The 20,941-nt window shown below is 61.2% G+C and carries 21 protein-coding genes and 1 tRNA gene; 10 read left to right on the forward strand and 12 right to left on the reverse strand.

What is annotated here, in order from left to right; genetic code table 11:
* Nucleotides 1-5 precede the first annotated feature (5 nt).
* Genes ACR3FE_RS01195 through ACR3FE_RS01205 form a run of 3 tightly spaced genes read left to right on the forward strand, consistent with a single transcriptional unit; the run spans nucleotide 6 to nucleotide 3,720 of the window.
* The gene (locus ACR3FE_RS01195) at nucleotides 6-1,277 is read left to right on the forward strand and encodes a Single-stranded DNA binding protein (protein ID WP_458204763.1); all 1,272 of its coding nucleotides are present in this window, start codon (nucleotides 6-8) and stop codon (nucleotides 1,275-1,277) included.
* Entirely contained in the window at nucleotides 1,274-2,980 is a 1,707-nt protein-coding gene (locus ACR3FE_RS01200; protein ID WP_458204765.1) for an RPA family protein, read from the forward strand. Before ACR3FE_RS01195 ends, ACR3FE_RS01200 begins: the two co-directional genes overlap by 4 nt.
* Entirely contained in the window at nucleotides 2,980-3,720 is a 741-nt protein-coding gene (locus ACR3FE_RS01205) for a metallophosphoesterase (RefSeq protein ID WP_458204767.1), read from the forward strand. Before ACR3FE_RS01200 ends, ACR3FE_RS01205 begins: the two co-directional genes overlap by 1 nt.
* 400 nt (nucleotides 3,721-4,120) lie before the next feature.
* On the opposite strand, the gene ACR3FE_RS01210 is transcribed toward ACR3FE_RS01205, so the two are convergent.
* Entirely contained in the window at nucleotides 4,121-5,077 is a 957-nt protein-coding gene (locus ACR3FE_RS01210; protein ID WP_458204769.1) for an NADPH:quinone reductase, read from the reverse strand.
* Between the two features lie 53 nt (nucleotides 5,078-5,130).
* On the opposite strand from ACR3FE_RS01210, the gene ACR3FE_RS01215 reads away from it, so the two are divergent.
* Nucleotides 5,131-5,310 (forward strand): hypothetical protein, encoded by a 180-nt coding sequence (locus ACR3FE_RS01215; RefSeq protein WP_458204771.1) that lies wholly within the window; start codon nucleotides 5,131-5,133, stop codon nucleotides 5,308-5,310.
* A gap of 22 nt (nucleotides 5,311-5,332) precedes the next feature.
* Here the strand turns inward: ACR3FE_RS01215 and ACR3FE_RS01220 are convergent, their stop codons facing one another.
* The 4 genes from ACR3FE_RS01220 to ACR3FE_RS01235 all read right to left on the reverse strand — a co-directional run bounded on the left by ACR3FE_RS01220 (nucleotide 5,333) and on the right by ACR3FE_RS01235 (nucleotide 10,103).
* Nucleotides 5,333-6,118, reverse strand: coding sequence for a sugar phosphate isomerase/epimerase family protein (locus ACR3FE_RS01220; RefSeq protein ID WP_458204772.1), 786 nt, complete (start codon nucleotides 6,116-6,118; stop codon nucleotides 5,333-5,335).
* On the reverse strand, nucleotides 6,115-7,674 hold the full coding sequence (locus tag ACR3FE_RS01225) for an HAD-IIA family hydrolase (RefSeq protein WP_458204774.1): 1,560 nt from the start codon (nucleotides 7,672-7,674) through the stop codon (nucleotides 6,115-6,117). The genes ACR3FE_RS01220 and ACR3FE_RS01225 overlap by 4 nt, the downstream gene beginning before the upstream one ends.
* A gap of 95 nt (nucleotides 7,675-7,769) precedes the next feature.
* A complete protein-coding gene (locus ACR3FE_RS01230) occupies nucleotides 7,770-8,702 on the reverse strand; it encodes a glycerophosphodiester phosphodiesterase (RefSeq protein ID WP_458204776.1) in 933 nt (310 codons plus the stop codon).
* A 147-nt stretch (nucleotides 8,703-8,849) separates the two neighbouring features.
* On the reverse strand, nucleotides 8,850-10,103 hold the full coding sequence (locus ACR3FE_RS01235) for a CDP-glycerol glycerophosphotransferase family protein (protein ID WP_458204778.1): 1,254 nt from the start codon (nucleotides 10,101-10,103) through the stop codon (nucleotides 8,850-8,852).
* A 339-nt stretch (nucleotides 10,104-10,442) separates the two neighbouring features.
* On the opposite strand from ACR3FE_RS01235, the gene ACR3FE_RS01240 reads away from it, so the two are divergent.
* The 3 genes from ACR3FE_RS01240 to sucD all read left to right on the forward strand — a co-directional run bounded on the left by ACR3FE_RS01240 (nucleotide 10,443) and on the right by sucD (nucleotide 13,306).
* Nucleotides 10,443-11,162, forward strand: a complete 720-nt coding sequence (locus ACR3FE_RS01240) for a TVP38/TMEM64 family protein (RefSeq protein WP_458204780.1) — start codon at nucleotides 10,443-10,445, stop codon at nucleotides 11,160-11,162.
* 132 nt (nucleotides 11,163-11,294) lie between these two features.
* Complete coding sequence (gene sucC / locus ACR3FE_RS01245; RefSeq protein ID WP_458204782.1) at nucleotides 11,295-12,440, forward strand: ADP-forming succinate--CoA ligase subunit beta; 1,146 nt, start codon at nucleotides 11,295-11,297, stop codon at nucleotides 12,438-12,440.
* Entirely contained in the window at nucleotides 12,437-13,306 is an 870-nt protein-coding gene (gene sucD, locus ACR3FE_RS01250; RefSeq protein WP_458204784.1) for a succinate--CoA ligase subunit alpha, read from the forward strand. Before sucC ends, sucD begins: the two co-directional genes overlap by 4 nt.
* A 180-nt stretch (nucleotides 13,307-13,486) precedes the next feature.
* On the opposite strand, the gene ACR3FE_RS01255 is transcribed toward sucD, so the two are convergent.
* From ACR3FE_RS01255 to ACR3FE_RS01265, 3 genes are all read right to left on the reverse strand, one after another.
* The gene (locus ACR3FE_RS01255; RefSeq protein ID WP_458204786.1) at nucleotides 13,487-13,816 is read right to left on the reverse strand and encodes a DUF7344 domain-containing protein; all 330 of its coding nucleotides are present in this window, start codon (nucleotides 13,814-13,816) and stop codon (nucleotides 13,487-13,489) included.
* A 54-nt stretch (nucleotides 13,817-13,870) separates the two neighbouring features.
* Nucleotides 13,871-14,521 carry a helix-turn-helix domain-containing protein gene (locus ACR3FE_RS01260; RefSeq protein WP_458204787.1) on the reverse strand — a complete coding sequence of 217 codons (651 nt, stop codon included), beginning with the start codon at nucleotides 14,519-14,521 and terminating at the stop codon, nucleotides 13,871-13,873.
* 430 nt (nucleotides 14,522-14,951) lie between these two features.
* A tRNA-Val gene (locus ACR3FE_RS01265) sits at nucleotides 14,952-15,026 on the reverse strand.
* 94 nt (nucleotides 15,027-15,120) lie between these two features.
* Between ACR3FE_RS01265 and ACR3FE_RS01270 the strand changes: the two genes are divergently transcribed.
* Nucleotides 15,121-16,449, forward strand: a complete 1,329-nt coding sequence (locus ACR3FE_RS01270; protein ID WP_458204788.1) for a hypothetical protein — start codon at nucleotides 15,121-15,123, stop codon at nucleotides 16,447-16,449.
* On the opposite strand, the gene ACR3FE_RS01275 is transcribed toward ACR3FE_RS01270, so the two are convergent.
* Nucleotides 16,446-16,691 carry a DUF7553 family protein gene (locus ACR3FE_RS01275; RefSeq protein WP_458204790.1) on the reverse strand — a complete coding sequence of 82 codons (246 nt, stop codon included), beginning with the start codon at nucleotides 16,689-16,691 and terminating at the stop codon, nucleotides 16,446-16,448. The genes ACR3FE_RS01270 and ACR3FE_RS01275 overlap by 4 nt on opposite strands.
* A 114-nt stretch (nucleotides 16,692-16,805) precedes the next feature.
* Between ACR3FE_RS01275 and ACR3FE_RS01280 the strand changes: the two genes are divergently transcribed.
* Nucleotides 16,806-17,759, forward strand: a complete 954-nt coding sequence (locus ACR3FE_RS01280; protein WP_458204792.1) for an MBL fold metallo-hydrolase — start codon at nucleotides 16,806-16,808, stop codon at nucleotides 17,757-17,759.
* Nucleotides 17,756-19,465: an adenine deaminase C-terminal domain-containing protein gene (locus tag ACR3FE_RS01285; protein ID WP_458204793.1), complete on the forward strand. Its 1,710-nt coding sequence runs from the start codon at nucleotides 17,756-17,758 to the stop codon at nucleotides 19,463-19,465. The genes ACR3FE_RS01280 and ACR3FE_RS01285 overlap by 4 nt, the downstream gene beginning before the upstream one ends.
* Here ACR3FE_RS01285 and ACR3FE_RS01290 read toward each other — a convergent pair.
* The 3 genes from ACR3FE_RS01290 to ACR3FE_RS01300 form a co-directional block, all read right to left on the reverse strand.
* Nucleotides 19,462-19,662: a hypothetical protein gene (locus tag ACR3FE_RS01290; protein ID WP_458204794.1), complete on the reverse strand. Its 201-nt coding sequence runs from the start codon at nucleotides 19,660-19,662 to the stop codon at nucleotides 19,462-19,464. The two genes, ACR3FE_RS01285 and ACR3FE_RS01290, sit on opposite strands and share 4 nt — an antisense overlap.
* A 42-nt stretch (nucleotides 19,663-19,704) precedes the next feature.
* Nucleotides 19,705-20,007 carry a HalOD1 output domain-containing protein gene (locus ACR3FE_RS01295; protein ID WP_458204795.1) on the reverse strand — a complete coding sequence of 101 codons (303 nt, stop codon included), beginning with the start codon at nucleotides 20,005-20,007 and terminating at the stop codon, nucleotides 19,705-19,707.
* Nucleotides 20,008-20,115: 108 nt separating this feature from the next.
* Nucleotides 20,116-20,763, reverse strand: coding sequence for a helix-turn-helix domain-containing protein (locus ACR3FE_RS01300; RefSeq protein ID WP_458204797.1), 648 nt, complete (start codon nucleotides 20,761-20,763; stop codon nucleotides 20,116-20,118).
* Between the last annotated feature and the right edge of the window lie 178 nt (nucleotides 20,764-20,941).

Below are 20,941 nucleotides of genomic sequence, written 5' to 3' on the forward strand. Positions count from 1 at the left end.
GAGTGATGAACGTAGACGACCATGCCGAGGCGCTTGCCTCCGACCTCGGCGTCGACAAAGAGGAGGTCAAAGCCGACCTGCAGAACCTCATCGAGTACAGCGTTCCGATAGACGAAGCCAAACAGAGTCTTCGACGGAAGTACGGCGGCGGCAGCGGACAGAGCGCCGAACCATCGACCGTCGATATCGCCGACGTGACGACCGACGAGGGTAACGTCACCGTCACCGCGAAGGTGCTCACGGTCGGCAAACGCTCGATCCGGTATCAAGGGAACGAACAGGTCATCTTCGAAGGCGAACTCGCCGACGAGACCGGGAAGATATCCTACACCGCGTGGAACGACTTCAGCCTCGCGGCGGGACAGGTTATCACCGCAGGCAACGCGAGCGTCCGCGAGTGGGAAGGCAACCCAGAACTCAACCTCGGCGAGAGCACCAACGTCACCCGCGAGGAGACCGACATCGAGGTTCCTTTCGAGGTCGGTGGCGATTCGACGCTTGCAGACGTGGAACCCGGCGACAGAGGTGTCGCACTCGAACTGACCGTTCTCGAAGTGGAAGATCGCGTCATCGACGGCCGAGATGGCGAAACGAACATCAAAAGCGGTATCGTCGCCGACGAGTCGGCCCGGCTTCCGTTCACTGACTGGGAAGCTCGCGCCGAACTGTCCGAGGGAGCGACGATCCGTGCCGAGAACGTCTACGTCCGCGAGTTCCGTGGCGTTCCCTCTATCAACTTCTCGGAGTTCACGACCATCGAACCGCTCACCCGAGACGTAGACGTGCGCGACACGGCGACCCGGATGTCGGTTCGAGAGGCCGTCGAGACGGGCGGTGCCTTCGACGTGGAAGTCATCGGCAACGTCGTCTCGGTTCGGGATGGATCTGGTCTCATCCAACGATGCCCCGAGTGCGGGCGGGTCATCCAGAAGGGCCAGTGTCGAAGCCACGGACAGGTCGATGGCGAAGACGACCTCCGGGTGAAAGCCATCGTCGACGACGGAACCGGCACCGTCACCGCGATTCTCGACGACGAACTCACCGCCGAGGTGTACGGTGGCGGTCTCGACAAGGCTCGCCAGCAGGCACGGGACGCGATGGACCAGGAGGTCGTCGCCGACACGATCCGCGACACCATCGTCGGACGTGAGTTCCGCGTCCGGGGCAACCTCTCGGTGGACGACTACGGCGCGAACCTCGAAGCGAGCGAGTTCGCCGAAACCGACGACGACCCGATAGAACGTGCGAAAGCCCTTCTCTCGGAGGTGGACGCATGAGTTCCCAGGGTGGTGCGGGTCGCCGCGAGGTCGCGTGGCGCATCTTCGCTGCGGAATACGACGATGCAAGCCTCGAACATTCGGACAGCGACGAAGAGCGAGCGCCGAACTACGTCGTCACGCCGACCGGTGCGCGGGTCAATCGGCTGTTCGTCGTCGGCGTGCTGACCGAGATCGAACAGGTCGGCGACGAAGTGCTCCGCGCTCGAATCGTCGATCCGACGGGCGGCTTCGTCGTCTACGCCGGGCAGTACCAGCCGGACGCGCTGGCGTTCCTCGAACGCGCCGACCCGCCGATGTTCGTCGCCGTGACGGGCAAAGCGCGAACCTTCCAGCCGGAAGATTCGGATCTGGTGTACACGTCCATCCGCCCCGAGAGCATCAACACGGTCGATGCCGAGACGCGCGACCGCTGGACGGTACAGACTGCAGAGCAGACCGTAGACCGAGTCCAGACGTTCGCGCAGGCACTCGACTCCGGCGAGCGCGGAGCGGCACTCGAACAGGTGCTCGAAGCGAACGACGTGGACACTGGACTCGCATCAGGCATCCCGCTCGCACTCGACTACTATCACACGACGACGCCGTACCTCGCGGCGGTTCGTGACGTGGCTCTCGACGCTGCGCGCGTTGTCGCTGGCGGACAGGACGAAGTCGGAACGCTCGCCGCGAACCCGGACGAACCAGGCGAGGCGACCATCGATTACGATGGGTCGCTCGAAACCGCCGGAGTGGAACCGTCCGCTGTCGAATCCGAGCCCGCATCTCCTGTCGAGTCGGAGGTCACATCCGAGATCGAAGCGGAGACAGACACAGAATCGGAGTCTGAACCGGCGTTCGAGACGGAGCCGGAAGGGGAATCCGAGACACAGGCCGAAACCGAAGAAGCCCCGGCAGCAACCGAAACGGAAGCCTCGCCCGACTCCGGGCCGGAGGCGACGACACCACCGGCAGCGGCCCGCGAACCCGAGCGAGGTGGCGAACCCACGCAGGGAGGTGAGTCCGACGCAATCGAGTCCGAGACTGAAACGGAAATCGAATCGTCCGATGCAGGCGACGAACTGGGTGACTTCGACACCGATGAGTCCGGGGACCAACTCGGCGATTTCGGTGCGAGCGAGTCGGACGCCGACTCGACCGACGACCTCGGCGACTTCGACTCCGACTCGTCGACGGCCGCTGACGAGTCCGGCGATGTCGACACCGAACCGGCGGGCGAGGGCGTGAGCGGCGAGATGTACGAGTTCGAAGATGGGGAACGCGAACGGATCGAAGAGGAGTTCGGCACCGAGTTCTCGACCGGGTCGGAAGTCGATTCGGCGGGCGAAGCAGACATCGAAACGCCCGAACCGGAGCCCGAAGTCGAGTCGGAGTCCGAGTCTGAGCCGGAACCCGAAATAGAGACCGAACCGGAACCAGCAACCGAATCCGAACCGGATGCTGAACCAGCGACCGACACTGGACCTGAATCCCAACCCGAAACCGAGGATTCCGAAAAGCCAGTGCCGGAGAACCTCGAAAATGTGGTGATGGAATCCATGCGCGACCTGAACGAAGGCGATGGCGTGGAGCGCGAACGCCTGATGGCCGCGGTGATGGGAACCTACGACGTGACGCCTGCGGACGTCGAAGATGCTCTGCAGGATGCGCTGATGGCCGGACGTTGTTACGAGTCCGGCGAGGACACCCTGAAACCCATCTGATGGCACTGGTCGAACCGATTCCCGGCGAACCCGCCGCGACCGCCGACCTCGGCGACGAGCGAGCACTGGTCGTTGCGGACTACCACGCCGGAATCGAAGACGCCCTCCGCTACGAGCAAGGTATCAGCCTCGACAGCCGTGCGAGCGAGCGCCGCGAGCAAATGCACTCCTTGCTCGACCACGCCGATCCGGATCGGGTGGTCTTCCTGGGCGACCTGATGCACTCCATCGCCGGGCCGGGCGGTGCGGAGCGCGGCGAGATCGAGGTTCTACTCGAAGCCATCGACGTTCCGGTGACGCTCGTGAAGGGCAACCACGACGGCGACATCGAATCGTGGGTCGAGTGCGACGTGACGCCGGGCGACGGCGTCCGGTTAGGCAACGTTGGATTCGTCCACGGGCACACCTGGCCCGCCCCCGTCGTGCTCTCGGCGGACGTGGTCTGCGTCGGTCACGAACATCCCTGCGTGCGCCTGGAGGATACGGTCGGCGGCAGTCGAATCGAGCGCGTCTGGTTGCGCGGCGGACTGGATCCAGACCCGTTCGAGGAGCGAGCAGGTGCGGAGTTGCCCATCGATGGCGAGTTGGTCGTCTTTCCCGCGTTCAACGACCTCACTGGGGGGACGTGGGTCAACGTCGACGGACAGGGCTTTCTCGCACCGTTTCTTCCCGAGGGACTACCGGACGGCGAGGCGTACCTGCTGGACGGTACTCGACTGGGACGGTACGATACGATCTGAGACGACGTGCATCCGCGGATCTCGATGGCGGGATCGACTTCGAGGAGCGCAGTAGCCAACTTCTTCAAATACTATCTGACTTTTTGACATCGGAAACACCGCCGCCACCACCGGGAGCGGCGACCGGACGAGCACAGGGAGTCCGGCCCAGCGGGGCGCGCACCGGGAGACGGCGTCTCCCGAGCTCACGGCGCTTCGCGACGTGAACGACCGGGGCTTTCGTAGTCATGGTCACATCGTCGTTCTGCGAGTCATCGTTTCGAGAGTCCTTCAGACGATACGTTTCAGTACATCTATCCGAAATCCGTGCCGTTCCGGTTCAGTACAGCATTCAGAAAACCCGTCCCGTTCCCGCTATCACCATCGAAAGCGCTGGCGTATCTCGAAGAATCTCGCGTCGTTACGGTTCGACGACGAGTTTGCCGAGGAAACTTCGTTCCATCACGACAGAGTGGGCTTCGTCAACTTCGTCCAGCGAGTAGACCTGCGCGATCTCCGGGACGATCTCACCGTCTGCCACCAGGCGGGCCAACCGTTGCAACACGGCGGCGATATCCGGGGTGTTGAACATGCTCATCAGGGTGAACGTGAGTTCCTTCGAGCGTGCGGCGGGAACGTTCTCGAAGCCTGCCGCCACGTCCACGTTGCCGATACCGACCACGCGCGCGCCCTGCGCGGCTACGTCCGCGTCGAACTGGAGGTAGTCGTCCAGTCGATGGTCGAGGACGACGTCCGGTTCGCCTGCCGCGCGTACCGCGTCCGCGAGGTCGTCGCGCGCGTAGTCCAGGATGGTTCTTGCACCGAGGACTTCGAGCGAGTCGTGATTCTGTTCGCTCGCGGTCGTCGTCACGCGCGCGCCGGTCGCCGCCGCCAACTGGACTGCGACGTGACCGACGCCGCCGCTTCCGCCGTGGATGAGACACGTCTCTGCAGGTTCGAGTCCCGCGTGATCGACGAGCGCTCGCCACGCCGTGACCCCGACGAGCGCGACCGCCGCGCCTTCCTCGAATCCGATGCCTTTGGGGAGGTGTGCGACCCTGTCTGTAGGTGTCGTGACGTACTCCGCGCACGTTCCCGGTCGGTCGTTACCGAGGCCGGTGCCGAAAACCCGGTCGCCTTCGGCGAATCCATCGACGTCCGCGCCGACCGCCTCGACCACGCCAGCGAAGTCGGAGCCAGGAATCCACGGCAGGTCGCCGGGCGGGTACGACCCTTCGCGGAAGTAGGTATCGACGGGGTTGACCGCGGCGGCGCGAACCGCCACGAGCAGTTCGTCGTCGTCCGGTTCCGGTCGGTCGATGTCGTCCACTTGGAGTACCTCTGGCCCGCCGTGTTCGTGATATCGGACTGCGCGCATACCCGAGCCAACGATGGGCAAGAAAATAAGTCCGCAGGAAGCGCAGCAGACGTATGCCAACGTGTCCTGATTGCGACGTTTCGATGGATGCAGTGGAACATCAGACGTTCGGCGAAGAGCGGATTCAGATCAAGACATCGGGCGGTGTTTTGGGCACGCTCGGTCTCAAAGCGGAGTATCTAAACGCCTATCTCTGCCCCGATTGCCGACTGGTACGATTGTACGCCGACTGATCCGCCTCTCACGTCTACCCGCTCAGAGATAGCTGTCCAGCTTTCGCCTGCTCAGTTCGAGGTAGTCGAAGTCGAAGGTGTACACCTCGACGGAGACGGTACCCGACCACCCCTCCCGAAGCGGGGAGAGCGCCGTCTCGAAGTCCAGCATGCCAGAACCGGTCGGGACGTGTTCGTCCGCCGCGCGGCGGGCGTCGTTGACGTGGACGTGCGAGATTCGCTCGCCGTGGCCGGTCAGAAAGGAGGCGATGTCCTCAGCGTCCATCCCGTCCACGCGTGCGTGCCCCGTGTCGAACGTCATCGACGCATCCGTTTCTGCGAAGATTCGGTCGAAGTCGTGAACCGTGAACAGGACGCCGGGGAGGTTCTCGACACAGATCTCCACGTCGCGTTCGCGAGCGAACGCGTCGAGTTCGCGTATCGCTTCCAGCAGGTGTGGTTCCACGTCTTCGACGTTCCACTCCGGCGGTCTCGCGTGAGAACTCGCGTGCAGAACTGCCTTTTCGGCACCCATCTCCGCGGCAATCTCGATGCACGCCTTCTGCTCATCGCGTGATGCCTTTCGAATTCCCGCCCTGGGTGAACCGATCTCGACGTCCACGAACGGAAGGTGGACGAGCAAGTCGAGACCGGCGTCCCTTGCCAGCGACGCGACCGCTTCCGGGTCGAGCGTCGTCCGCTCGGTCGCACCGTCCAGGTACAGTTCGGCGAAATCGAACCCGAGACGTGCGCCTTCTTCGATGGCTTCCTGCCACGATACGTCGCCGGTGTGTGTCTGGGTCACGAACCCGGTTCGAACGTCGTTCACGACGCCTCCTCGTCGGCGACTCGCTGTGTGCTCGCTTCGGACGACCCCGTCACGAACTCGTCGAGCGCGGAGACGCTCGGTGCCACGAGCGTCGGGCAGATGTCGCTCCGTTCGACGTCGAAGCGAGTGGCGTCACCGGTCAATACGCACACCGACTCACAGCCGACGTTGTCGGCCAGTTGCACGTCGGTCTCCAGTCGGTCCCCGACGATGACGACGTCGTCGGGAACATGTCCGTCCCTGTCGAGGACGTGTTGGATCATCTCCGTGTTCGGCTTGCCGAAGATTCGATCCGGTTCTCGGTCAGTCGCTCGTTCGACGAGCGCACCGATCGAACCACAATCGGGAACCATCCCCGCTGCTGTCGGGCAGACGGCATCGGGATGTGCGAGCAAGAACGTCGCCCCGTCGCGGATGGCGAGGGTCGCCCTCCGAGCCTTCTCGTAGGTGAGTTCGGTGTCGAAACCGACGACAACGTGTTCGGGGTCTTCGACACCGACTTCGACGCCGTGTTCGACCATCGCGTCCCGCATCGCTGTCGTCCCGAGAACGTACACCTCGTCGCCCACGTCTTGCAGGTACTGGATGACGCCATCGGTCGAGAGGAGTACGTCGTCGGTGCTGGCTTTCACGTCTAGCGAGTTCAGCTTCGCCACGTACTCGTCCTTCCAGCGTGAGGAGTTGTTCGAAAGGAAGTAGATGTCGACACCGGATTCCCGTAGCGTTTCGATGCGTGCTCTCGCGTCGTCGACGAGGGTATCGTCCAGATAGACGGTTCCGTCGAGATCGAAGAAGATCGCCTCTTTCGAATCGAGCCACGAGAGCGAACTGAAGGTACGGTCTGCTACCTGGAGGTCGTCGAAGTCGTCGATCTCGACCCAGTCGTGTTCACTGACGTCTACGACCGAGAGGTCGTGTCGATGGTTTCGGACGACCCTGTCGATGGCGACCTCGGTCCACGCGTCGTACTCGTCACCTCGGTCGATGGTTCTCGTGATCTCGTCGAACAACAGAGCAGAGAACTCGTCGGAGAACCTGTATACGTCGGTGGACGAGCCGTGTGCCGCTTGTTCGGGAATCGCCTTGTCGATGTGTGTGACACGTTCGTCTTCGTCGACGGAGACTTTCATCGCCTCCTCGTCGAACTGTTCACTGTCACAGGCAACCGCGCAGTCGGTGTCGGCTTCCACGAGTGCTGTGAGGAGATCGGGGTCGAAGGCCACGTCCCCGTTACTGAGGACGAACTCCTCCCCGGCGACCTCTTCCCTGGCGAGGGACAGCGAGTACATGTTGTCCGTGTTGGCGTACACATCGCTCGTTCTGACTGTCACATCGAGACCCTGGCGCTTACTTTCGACACTCTCACAGACGGACTCGACGTGGTCGGCCAGATAACCGGCGACGACTGTTACGTTCGTTATCCCCGCGTCATCGTAGGCACCGAGTTGCTGCGCGAGGATCGGAGTTCCGTCGACCGTCACACAACACTTCGGCTTGTGTAGCGTGATCGGTCGAAGTCGAGACCCAACCCCCGCTGCAAGAATTACCCCCTTCATGAAATCACACCGACCCGATACCGCGACGTAGTTCGTGATAACGTTGCTGGCTACGTGGCAGTTAGGTGAAGCTCACTCGCGAGTCGTCGAGGGTCTCATCCATCAGAAAATCGGAGAATGTTTGGATAGTCCGCGATGATGCCGTCCACGCCAGCGTCACGGAGCTGGGTCGCCTGATACCAGCTTTCGACGGTCCAGACGTTCACGTCGTAGCCTTCATCGTGTGCGATATCCACGAGGTCGATGTCTTCGTACGGGCCGAGAGTACCGTACTCCCCGTTGAATAGATCTGTTCCGGCGATCATGTTCCACGGTGGATGGATGGCGTCACACTCGTATCGGCGGGCGATTTCGAAGCCGTCGACGATGGATTCCGCAAACACCGCGGCGATGGGGATCGTCGAATCCATCTCGCGGACTGCCGCGAGTGCCCCTTCAGCGAACGAGGAGACGAGAACGTCGTGCTCGTACTCTGCGAGCGTCGAGAGTACGCGGTCTGCGAACGGAAGCCACAGCTCTTTCTGTCTGACTCGCGCTTCGGTCGGCAGGTTCTCCCGAGTTCGAACGTCGAGCGTACCGGGGTTTTTGAACTCGACGTTCACCCCGACCTCGGGTGGAATCGCGTCGAGAACGGTCTCCAACCGTGGTATCGTCTCGTCGGTGCCGAGAATCGACACGTCGTTCAGCGTCTCGAAGGGGAGATTCCAGACACGCTGGCTCGCGATCGACTCCGGGGCCTCAGTCAATCGGTCGAGTCGAGTGTCGTGGAAGACGATGACCTTCCCGTCTGCAGTCGGATGGACGTCGATCTCGACCATCTCTGGTGTGCTCCCCGGTGCGCTCGTCGACTGACGAACTGCAGCGACAGTGTTTTCGGGATAGACTCCCGCGAAGCCGCGATGGGCGATGACAGAGAGGTCACCGTTGGATTCCGACTGCCGGTCGACATCCGTGGTTCGTTCGGGGTCGGAGGAATGCTGTTCGACGTTCGCCGACTGTCGTTCCGTCGTTACGCTCGTACGTGCCATGTGGTACCGTGGGCAGAGCCGCGAATTCGGGCTGCTATGGCGGTTCTGCCACCCTTACCTGCGAGTACGGCCAGTCGAACTTCAATGTTTCTTTTTAGTATATGGTTCGTCTTTGAACTCTAGAGTGGCAACCATTTTCACAGCAATCTATATAGTTTCGGCAGAGGTGAACGACCCCACGATCGCATCCCAAACCGCCGCTGACTGGTGGCCATCGCGTCGTACGTCGGTCAGTAGATGTTGTTTGATTGCCTGTCGCGCTGTGACAGCGGAGTCGTCTTCGAGCGTCGACGACAAGGCCGTGAGCAAGTCGTCGAAATCCGAGGCTATCGGGCCAACCGTGATTTCATCGTAGTCGAAGTAGAACCCTCGCGTCTTCTCGTACCGGTCGCGGTCGAACGGGTAGAATACGACAGGACGGTCGAGATACAGGTAGTCGAAGTAGAGAGAGGAATAGTCAGTGACGAGCACGTCGGCGTATCGGAGCAACGGATACACGTCACACTGTTCCGGCAGTGGGATGATCCGCGAAAGGTTCGACGGGGGATTCAAAGGCTCCTCTGGGTGGGTTTTGAAGACGAGATACGCGTCCTCTCGCTCCAGAAGATCCTCGAGTCTCTGAAAATCGAGGTGGACCGCGATATCGCTAGCTACATCGTCTCGAAACGTCGGTAAGTAGAAGATGAGGGTCTGGTCCCGCGAAAGACACCGAACTCGGCGCAACGACGCCTCGTCCGTTCCGAGGTCGCTCCCCTGCACAGCAGCGAAGAGCGGGTCGAGGCGAGGATAGCCGGTTATTATCATCCGGTCACGATCGATGTGAAGCCCCGATTCGAACACCTCGGTGAGGTTCTCTCCTGGGACGACGAGTCGGTCGAACTCCCCTGTCATGTACTCGTGGACAGCTCTGACCGGTGCCGGTTCGTCCGAAAACCCCGCGTCCCAGGAGATCGTCTTCAGAGGAACCCCATGCCAGAGGAGCACCGTCTTCGCACCAGCACAGCACGGCATGACGACGTCGCGGTGTCCCTGCGTCAGGACGACGACACCTGCTCGGAGGTTCGCCAGCAATCCGCGGAACGAGTAACAGTAGTAGGCTTCGTACCCTGATTGCTGTAGTTCGCGGACGACACGTCGGTTCTTCGAAAGCCAGACGGAACGTACTCCCGGTCGTTCGGCGGCGGCGTGGAGATACAGGTACTTGGCGTTGTCCACGAACGCGTCGCCACCACGCGCGCCGAATACCCACAGGGACTCGTCTCGCGTCCAGTTCCTCGACAGTCGTTTCACGACGACGTACAGTAGCCACTGACAGAGGAGTGACAACCTCCCGACCCACATGCTGAGCGTGCGAAGTATCGACTGCATTCGTGAGACGGCAACGGCTCGGTCGAATCCCACACTTCCGATAATCAGCCGCTAGCGGCAAAAATCACGTGTCTATATCGATGGATACGCCGCCACGTGATGAACGGAAACCTGCACCAGTACTGTCAAACAGGGGTAGAGATGTCGCCGACAACGAAGATGAAATTCAAACGATATTCATCAGAGAACACGTTCCATAGATTAAACTGGGGGCGTGAGAACGTCGCTACCATGGATTCTACCGGGACGATGAGGACTCGCACTCGTGATAGCTATCTCTACCCATCCGAATCTGACCTCGGGGGAGTAGCGACGTGCTACGATGACGAACGCTGTCGAAGCGTGGCCACGGTCGGGAGTCGCTAGCTTCCCATGTCGGCCTCGCAGCGACCGTTAGAGATGGCTCGTGAGATTCGCATCTTCACCTCTGCCCGGAGCAGACGAACGACGCTCGCGTATCTCGCCATCATCTCCATCCTCTTCGTTGGCGTGTCGGTCCTCCTGCCGAAACAGTTCCCCGTGCTCACGGACGCGAACGCACTTCGGGAGTACGTCCAAGGATACGGACTGTTCGCACCGGTGGTCTTCGTCCTGTTGCAGGCAGGGCAAGTCGTCCTCGCACCCATCCCCGGACAGCTTCTGGCGTTCGGCAGTGGCTACCTCTTCGGACCGGTCTACGGAACCCTCTACAGCGTCATCGGCGCGACACTCGGGAGTTACGTCGCGTTCTCGCTCGCCCGGCGGTTCGGTCGCCCCTACGTCGAGAAGGTGGTTCGCGTCGAGACTCTCGGACGGTTCGATGCACTGGTCGGGCGACGAGGGCTGATCGCACTCTTTTTCGTCTTCATGATTCCCGGATTACCGGACGACGTCATCTGTTTCGTCGGCGGACTCACCGAGATGGACATCCGGAAGATGGTCGCGGTGTCGTTTCTTGGACGATTGCCAGCCTACTTCCTCATCAATCTGGCCGGTGCCCAACTCGCTGCGGATCGGTTCGTCCAGACGGGTCTCATCGTGGGCTTCCTGCTCGTGCTCTCCGCGTGGGGGTATCTGAAGCGCGACGCACTGTTGCGGCGATTCGCTCGCTAGTGCTGTAGACAGCAACGCCACTTTCGCTGGAACCGTTATGCTCGCTACCGTTCTGTCACGCGAGTATCGTCTTCCTGCCGAGAATCCCGAACCGGCGGGATTTAAGCGGCGCGGAAACCCCTTTTCGAGTGCATGAGGCTACACGAGTACCAGGCGAAGGAGGTGTTCTCCGACGCGGGGATTCCGACGCCCGACGCGGCACTCGCAGAGAGTGTCGACGAGGCTGTCGAAGCGGCGGAGAACATCGGCTATCCGGTCGCGGTGAAAGCGCAGGTACACGTCGGCGGCCGCGGGAAGGCCGGCGGTATCAAGCTCGCCGAGAACCGCGAGGAAGCCGAAGACGCCGCAGAGTCCATCCTCGGGATGGATCTCAAAGGCTACACGGTCGAGAAGCTGTTGGTCGAAGGGGCCGTCGATTTCATCGACGAACTCTACGTCGGCGTGACGATGGATCGCGGCGAGGGCAAGCCCGTCGCCATGGTCTCCTCGAAAGGTGGCGTCAACATCGAGGAAGTCGCCGAAGAAGACCCCGATTCTATCGCACGCGAGCACATCGACCCGGCGTTCGGGATGCACCCATATCAGGCCCGGAAAGCGGTCTACGACGCAGGTGTCGACCCGACGGTCGCCCTGGACGTGGCGAAGGTTCTGACCACGCTCTACGACCTCTGGGAGAACAAAGACGCCAGCGACGCCGAGATCAACCCGTTGATGGTCACGGCTGACGACGAAGTGGTCGCCGCGGACGCCGTCCTCAACATCGACGGTGACGCGCTGTTCCGTCACCCCGACCTCGCAGAGATGGAAGAGGAGTCCTACGAGGACGACCTCGAACGCAAAGCGGGCGAGTACGGGTTCGACTACGTCCGTCTCGACGGCAACGTCGGCATCATCGGTAACGGTGCCGGACTGGTCATGACGACGCTCGACCTCGTGGATTACTACGGCGGCGAACCCGCTAATTTCCTCGACATCGGTGGCGGTGCGAAAGCAGAGCGCGTGACCAACGCGCTGGACATGGTCTTCTCGGACGAGAACGTGGACGCCGTCGTCTTCAACATCTTCGGCGGTATCACCCGTGGTGACGAAGTTGCCAAGGGTATCAACGAGGCACTCGAATCGTTGGACGAGATTCCGAAACCGGTCGTCGTCCGACTCGCGGGCACCAACGCAGCAGAGGGTATGGAGATCCTGAACACCGACCTCGTACAGGTCGAAGCGACACTGGAAGACGCGGTTCAACGTGCTGTCAAAAACGCTGAGGAGGTCGAAGCATGAGCATTCTCGTCGACGACGACACCCGTGTAGTCGTCCAAGGTATCACGGGCGGTGAAGGGAGTTTCCACACCGAGCAGATGATGGAGTACGGTACGAACGTCGTGGCCGGGGCAGTCCCCGGTAAAGGCGGACAAGAAGTGAAGGGCGTCCCCGTCTACGACACCGTGAACGAGGCCGTCGAAGCAGAGGACGCCGACGCGTCCGTCGTCTTCGTTCCACCCGCGTTCGCTGGCGACGCACTCTTCGAGGCGCTCGACACCGATCTCGACCTCGTGGTCGCCATCACCGAAGGCGTTCCGACCCAGGACATGTCGAAGGTCTACAAGCGACTGACCGAGGTCGACACCCGGCTCATCGGCCCGAACTGTCCCGGCATCATCACGCCCGGTGAAGCGAAACTCGGTATCCTCCCCGGCAACATCTTCGAGGCTGGCAACGTCGGTCTCGTCTCGCGCTCCGGAACGCTCACCTATCAGGTCGTGGACAACCTGACCCAGCGCGGTATCGGCCAGACGACCGCCATCGGTATCGGTGGCGACCCCATCATCGGCACGGACTTCATCGACGCGCTCTCGCTGTTCGAGGACGACCCGGACACCGACGCGGTCGTCATGTGCGGCGAGATCGGTGGCGAAGACGAAGAACAGGCGGCGAAGTTCATCGCAGAGAACATGGACACCCCCGTCGCTGGCTTCATCGCGGGCCGAACCGCCCCACCAGGAAAACGCATGGGTCACGCAGGAGCCATCGTTTCCGGTAGCGGAACCGGAACGGCGGAGAGCAAGATCGACGCGCTGAACGACGCGGGCGTTCCGGTCGGCGACACGCCCGAGGAAGTCGCGGACAGCATTGAAGACTTCCTGTAAGTCGAACCGATCTCTCGTTTCAGTTTTCGTTTCTGTTGTCGTTTCCGACCGTGGAGAGCCGGCTCGAGAGAATCTGGAATCCACCCCACCAGGGTTCGTCTGCTCGTTCGTTTCCCGCCCGTCTCTACTGTCACTCAACCGAGTAGCACCCAAGAGACACGCCGAGAACCCCGGACTCGATTATCTCCCCGAATCGTACTGTCTCGCCAGCGTGAGCATACCCTCCAACCTGGCTGGAGTCTCGCGCAGATGGACGACCTCGTCGTTCATTTTGACCACCCCAGAATCGGCTAATCGCGGGAGGTGAACGTGTGCGAGTGCCGTCGTGACCATCCCGTGTGACGCTTCGGTCACGTCTACCTCGTCCGATTCGTTGGTCACGACCTCGACCAGTGCATCGAGATTCGCACGTCCGTCGAACGTTTCGATGAGATGATAGAGAGCGAGCCGACGGCGGCGGTTCGCAAGCACTGCGAACATTTCGTCAAGCGATTTTTCGTTCTCGGTCACACGTATACATAGTCGTTCTCGAAGCGTATGCGCGGTGTTTTACCAATCAAATCTTTATATACTCTCGTCTTCAAGCGAGCTTCGGATCAGTGCTGCAGTCCCTCGGCGCAAGCGAACCGACAACGCTTGCGAGCTGATGTTGAACTCGTCTGCTAAGTCGTCCAGTGTCGACTGGCGCGGTACCTCGAAGTATCCCGCATCTAATGCACGGCGCAGGGTGTTACGCTGGAGTGACGTCAGCTCCGTCCCCCCACCGAAGTCGTCGGTGGGGCTGTACAGCGCATCGACGGTGATGTCGCCCCCTCGATTCCGCCACCAATCGACGAACTTCGCGAACGAATCACGATCGGGAAACCGGAATCGAACCTCCCAGCCACTGTGTGAGCCGACGGATTTCAACAGTACCGCATCGAGTTCGACCCACACCGGGTGCGCCGACATTTTCGAAATATCGTCGGCGTAGGTGACTCGATAGAGGAACCGGTCTTCGTCCTCCGCGAGGCGTTCGAACGTTGAGATCGACGGGTCGTCTTCCATCCTCGACTCGAATCGGTCGTGGTCGTCGCCACTCGCCCAGAAGACCAACTGGATGGTATCACCGTTTCCTGCAGTTCGCTCGCGCTCGACTTCGACTTTCATGTCAGGAACCGCGGCAAGCGTCGTTTCGAGAAGCGGGGTTTGGAGGGTGAGTTCCGCGATTATCACGGGAGGGTGTTCGTATCCGATTGGTAAAACGTTCACGCCGTTCGGAAAATCGAGTTTTTAAAATATCCTTACACTTCTCCCCTTTATTGCTATAATGGGACAAATGTTCATCCGGTATGTGTTTGTGTTCTAGACAAGTTCTGGTGTTACGTTGAACATACGACAGTGGTTGTCACTCGTCGAGTCATTCGCCACAGAATGAATGGGGCGGGGCAGATTCGAACCACGCCAAGACGGTTCTGCTCACTTGGAGAGAGACAAGCTCTCCCCTGCTCTCGTTCGCTCCTTCGTCACTCACGAGAACTCCGCTTCGCTCCGTTCCGCGGACTGCGTCTTGTCTCATTCGAACTGCCCCTCCGGACGATTTTTCGCTCACCGAGGAGCGAGCGACACGAATGCGTCGCTCGCTGAGTGGTTCGCGGAAAAATCATGGGTCGGGGCAGATTCGAACTGCCGATCTGCTCCGTGTGAAGGAGCTGTCATAACCGGACTAGACTACCGACCCTTACAATCTTCCGTTTCCCTGCCCGAGACTTAAGACTTGCTTTCGACAGCGGGCGGCCACTACGACCAAGCCCCTCCACTGCAGACCCCCGACCGTGACAGACTGGAACGTCGTCGATGTGTCCGAAACCGATCCCGCCGTCGTGGATGGCGAGAAACCGCTGAATCGGGTGCTCGACTCACACGCGGGTGCGCGGACGAAGTTCATACTTCCGCCGGGGCGCTACCATCTCGACGGGCGATTCGAACACAACGACTGCGATGCCATCGCCATCGTGGGCGACCCACACGCCACGCTGGTCGTGACCGACCCCGACCAGCAGTACTGCCTCGACGTCGGCGGTGGATGGGGCGCGAAACCGGAGTCATCCGCCGATTCGGTCGAGGTCCGCGACCTCACCTTCGACATGACTGCCGAGGCCGTGGGCGCGCAAGCGGTCTCCGCGCGAGCCGCCCACGCTCTCCGAATCGAAAACGTGACGGTCGAAGGGGAGTGCGCTGCGGCGGACAAGAAGGCCCTCGGAGCCATCTACGCGGCAGTCACCCACCCCGATGGGTCGGGTCTCGTGAACGTCTCGCTACCGGACGGCTGTGCGTTTCGTCCCGACACGTATCCCGACCGGTCGCCCGTCGAATCGCAAACCAGTCACCCTATCGGCATCAGCGTCACCGACGACCACCGAGGTGAGTTGCGATTCCGCGACTGCCACGTCGAAGGGTGGGTCAACAACGGCGGCTATCTCGCAGGTGGTGAGGGGCCGTGCATCGTGGACGGCGGTCGCTGGAAGGACAACGGGAATGCGAACCTCCGACTCGGAGATGGCGACGTAGCTCACGACGTGGAGATCGGGGTGGACGAGACGACGTACACTGGGTGTGGCCTCTGGTTGCAGGCGGGCGACGTGCGCGTCTCCGGCGGCGAGATCTCGCTGTCGAACTGTGACAACGATGGCCTACGCGTGTCGAGTCGGTCGGCAGACATCCGTGACCTGCGGATCGACTGTGCCTCGTCGGCACGAGCCATCAAAGTCAACGAAGGTTCGAATGGGGGCGAAGGGGACGGGTCGGGCGCGGTGCTGCTGGAGCAAGTCGACCTCAGAGACCGTGGCGACGGGTCGAAACACGGCTACTGTGGGGAACTCTGGCGCGAGGGGACGACGCTTCGAGATTGCACGCTGACCTTCGAATCGGGTGCGAACGACCGAAGCGGCATCAACGTAGTCGGGCCGAACGTCGTCTTCGACGGTGTGACCGCGACTCACGAAGCCGACGACCGAACGACGGTGCTGGTCAAGGCCGACTACGCCGAGTTCCGGAATTCGACGTTCCGTGGCCGTGTCGATGTGGATCGGAAAAATGCGGCGTCGCCGAGGTTCGAGAACTGCGAGTTCACGGAGTGCGACTGCGTCGGCTTCGAGTGTTAGCTCATCCGGATGCGCTTTCGCGCGTCTCGCATCGCATCACGGGAACGTCGCTTGGCCTTCCGCTCCGCCTCGCGGAGGTTCGTTCGCATCTTCTCACGTCGAGACGGTTCGGGTTCTTCCTCGTCGCCCCTCCACTCGCGGACTCGTCGCTCGACCGGTTCCAGTTCGGTTCGGATACCACGACCGAAATGCCCGCCAGCACGCCGGAGATAGTACCACCCATCTTTGAAGTGTTTGTTCATTATTTCTCACCCAATTGTGTCCTTACGTTAGGGACAAATATAATCGTTGCGTCAGAATACACGACAGGTTATCGGTTCAAAAACGGTTTTACCGAGGGCAAAGAAAGCACGAGTATGTTCACGCGGCTTTCGATTCCGACGCCGTTCCAAATCGGTCCAGTGAACGCCTACCTCGCGGGGCGGACGCTGGTCGACCCAGGACCGGGAAGCGAAGAGGCATGGACCGTGTTGCTAGAGGAATTAGAACGACGCGAACTCACGCCGAACGATATCGAACAGGTGCTCGTCACTCATCCCCACCCGGATCACTTCGGGTTGGCGGCACGACTTCAGGAGGACGGTGCGCGCATCGTCGCCAGCCCCGAAACGGCGACGATCATCCGTGATTTTGCACAGCGATTGGCGTACGAACAGGACTTCTTCGCCGATTTCTTCGATCGGTGTGGGATGGCACAGACCACCGCCGAGACGGTAACCGACCTGCCGGAAGCCTATCTCTCTGTCTCTCCCGGCGTCGAAACCGACCTCGAACTCGAAGATGCCGAATCTGTCGAAGTCGAAGATACCGACGTGACTGGAGAATCAGTGCAGGGTCACGCTCCCGGCGAGACCATCTTCACCTTCGAAGCCGAGGGCGAATCGCAGGCTATCGTCGGCGACCACGTTCTCCCCGATATCACGCCGAATCCACTCCTCCAGCCACCGGTCGAAGCTGGTGACAGACGTCCGCGCATTCTCCCAGCGTACAATCGGTCGCTCGAACGCCTCCGTGACCGGGAGTTCGACCACTTCCTTCCCGGCCACCGCGACGAGATCACGTCTCCATCCACACGGATCGACGAGATACTCGCAGCCCACGAAGAGCGCACCGAGAACGTTCGTCGCATCGTGGACGGCCCGACGACACCGTTCGACGTGATGACCGAACTGTTCGACGACCTGCCCGCGACCGAGTACTTCCCAGCGATGAGTGAAGCGGTCGGTCACCTCGACGTCCTCGAAGAACGAGGCGAGGTCGAACGACACGAACGAGGCGGCGTCCTCGTGTACGAGGAGGTGACAGCGTGAACGATCTTCAGCCAGTCATCCTCGGCGACGAACCGGCAGACCTCGTGATTCGAAACGGTCGTGTTCTCCTCCCCGAACCCTGTGAGTTTCAGGCGCGCGACGTGGTGATAAAGAACAACCGCGTCGCGGCGCTCCCGGAAGATGCGACGGACGCCATCGGTGATGACACCGAAGTCATCAACGCGAGCGACAGGGTCGTCGTTCCGGGATTCATCGACGCCCACACCCACATCGACCTCCACCAGACGTTCGAGAACGCGTATCACTACGCCCTCGAAGGCGGAACGACGACCGTCGTCACCGAAGTGACCGGATTCGGCCCGGCCTTCGGTGCGGAGGGTGTCGAAGAGTTGCTCGCGGCAACGTCGTACCTCCCGATTCGAGTGTACGCTACCGTCCCGCCACAGCCACTCGTCGATACCTTCGAACCAGCACGCGGTGACGCCGACTCGCTCACCGAGTTCCTCGGCGACCCGCGGATCGTCGGCGTCGGTGAAACCGACTGGATCCACGCGGTCGGACGCGACACGAACGCGGAGGTACTGTACGACCGTGCGAAACACGAGAGGAAGACCGTCTCCGGTCACGGTGCGGGCTGTTCCGGTGAGAAACTCCAGGCGTTCGCGTCCATCGTCGACGACGACCACGAATCGATCACGGGCGAAGACATCATCGAGCGCGTCGAGAACGGTATCCACGCCATCGGTCGATACGGTTCGATCCGAGACGACATGGCCGCAGTCGGCGACGCATACGACGAGATCGGTGCGTCGGAGATATCGCTCTCGACCGACGGCATGTGGCCACGCCAACTCATCCGAGAGGGCTACATGGACGTGGTCGTCCGCCGAGCGATCGAGGAAGGTGTCGCCCCTGCCGACGCGATCCGGATGGTGACGCTCAACCCCGCACGACACTTCGACCTGCCGAACCTCGGCTCGCTCGCGCCCGGTAACATCGCCGACGTGTTGCTCATCGACGACCTGGAGACGGTCAACGTCACGACGGTCATCAGCGGTGGCGAGATCGTCTACAACAACCACGAAACCAAAGTCGCGCCGCGTTCGTACGAGTACCCCGAGCACTTCTACAACAGTGTGAACGTCAGCACCGACCCGGCGGAGTTCAGTGTGCTCGCGACCGACGGGCCAGTTCGGGCACTCGAACACCGTGGCGGACTGCTGTCCGGGGAGACGCTGGTGGAACCGCCGGTCGAAGACGGCGAGTTCGTCGCCGCGCCGGAGGAAGGGCTGTTGAAGGTCACGCTGCTCGACCGACACCCGGACGGAGACGGCACCGGCTTCACTGGATTCCTGACCGGCTACGGCGCGCTCGAAGGTGCAGTGGCGACCAGCCTCGTCTGGGAGACCCCCGGTGTGTTGGCAGCAGGGAGCGGCGACGACATCCGTCGCGCCGTCGCACACGTCAACGAGATGGGCGGTGGCTGGGCCGTCGTCAGGGACGGTGACGTGGTCGCCGAACTCCCGACACGAGTCGCTGGCGTCTGTTCGGATCTCGAAGTCGAAGAGACGGCGAAACTCTACGATGCCATCGAGAACGCGCTCCGCAGTCTCGGTGCCGAATCCGACCGACCGATGCTGGCACTCCAGACGCTCACGTTCCCCGGTGTGCCATCGCTCAAGCTATCCTTCTCGGGCTATGCCGACATCTTCGCACGCGAGATCGTCGGGCTGGAAGCGAACTAGCTTCGGTCGTCCCCGCCGTGCTCTCGGATCGTTCGAATCTGCTCGTAGGGGAAGAAGTTTCGACCGCCCGTCCGTGACAGCCAGACTCCCGTATCGTAGAACTCCAGTTCGTGCCCTTCGACCGGCGAGACGATGTTCTGTTCACCAGCCCGTTTCCCACTCGGGACGAGGTACACGTCGTACACGTTCTCAGGCATGGCGACCTGAATACACCGAGTTCGAGTAAAAGTGTGCTGGCCTCAGTCCGGATTCCGTACCGTGACCGTCCCTTCGCGTTCGACCACTACTTCGTACCCATCGTGCTGGAATCGGACACGGATGGGAACGCTCTCGGGAGAGCTACGGTCGAACAGGTCGTCCAGCGCGTCGGGGTCGATGCTCTCGTAGAGTGGCGGTATCTCGGTCGGGTCGGTGCCGGACACCTCGCTGATGGTTTCGATCACCGTCTCTGCAACCGGTTCGTAGCTGGTAGTCGTCTCCTGAAGGGCCGCGCCACCAGCGGGGTAATGCATCGTATGGAAGTCACTCGTATCCTGATTCATCGTTTACACCTCACCGACTTCCAACCTGATTGCGGTTGGTCACCGACATATATTGAGCAATCGACGACGACGAATGGATTCCTTCGGGTTTATCAGTTCGTCCCTTTATTATCCCCCGCGTTTCTCGGAGAATAGGATCTCTTCGAGCACCTGTTCTAACCCTCGTCGGAGGCGGCCTGACGTGGCCTGTGGAGAGATCTCGAGGAGTTCTGCCAGCTCCGAGAGCGACGTTTGACGAGGAACCTGGAAGTATCCCAGTTCGAACGCCGTGACGAGTGCTTCGCGCTGCTCATCGGTCAATCCATGTTGTTTCGACGGGAGTTCGGAGAGTGAGTAGATCCGACGGACTTCGTAGGAGATCTCCCTGTCGTCACAGGCCTCCCTGAATTGGGTCGTGGTTTCGTGATCGGGAAATCTGACCTGAAACGACCAACCGGCGGCACTCCCCTCGGCGTCGAGGAGCGTCGCACCCTGCTCGGTCAGTATCTTGTGTACTCCGTGTCGGGTCGGCCAGACCACTCGACAGAGGGCCCTGTTGCCCGTTTCGTCTACGATCTCGATGGATGCGCCGACCGATTCGTCGGCCACCTCGGTGACGAACGTCGGGTCGTCACCGACGACCCAGAAGAACGGCATCGTCGCTTCGCCGGTCGGAACGATGCATTCGAGTTCGATCCGTACGTCGGAGCGATAGGAGAACAGCTCACCGAGGGCGAACCCATCTGGTGGAAGCCGAAGCTCGACGACGACACTCACGGGAGACGATTGGTGGTGGTACGTGTCAACTGTTTCGGTTAGTCGGTGCGCATGAGACGCTGATAATGCCCATAACTTACGCATACTGCCAGCGTTAGAAACCCCATTCCTACGCTCTCGAACGTCCGAATCCACCTTCAGTTGTCTCTTGGACAAACACGGTTGAATCGATAGACGG

This window comes from Haladaptatus rarus, assembly GCF_054177585.1.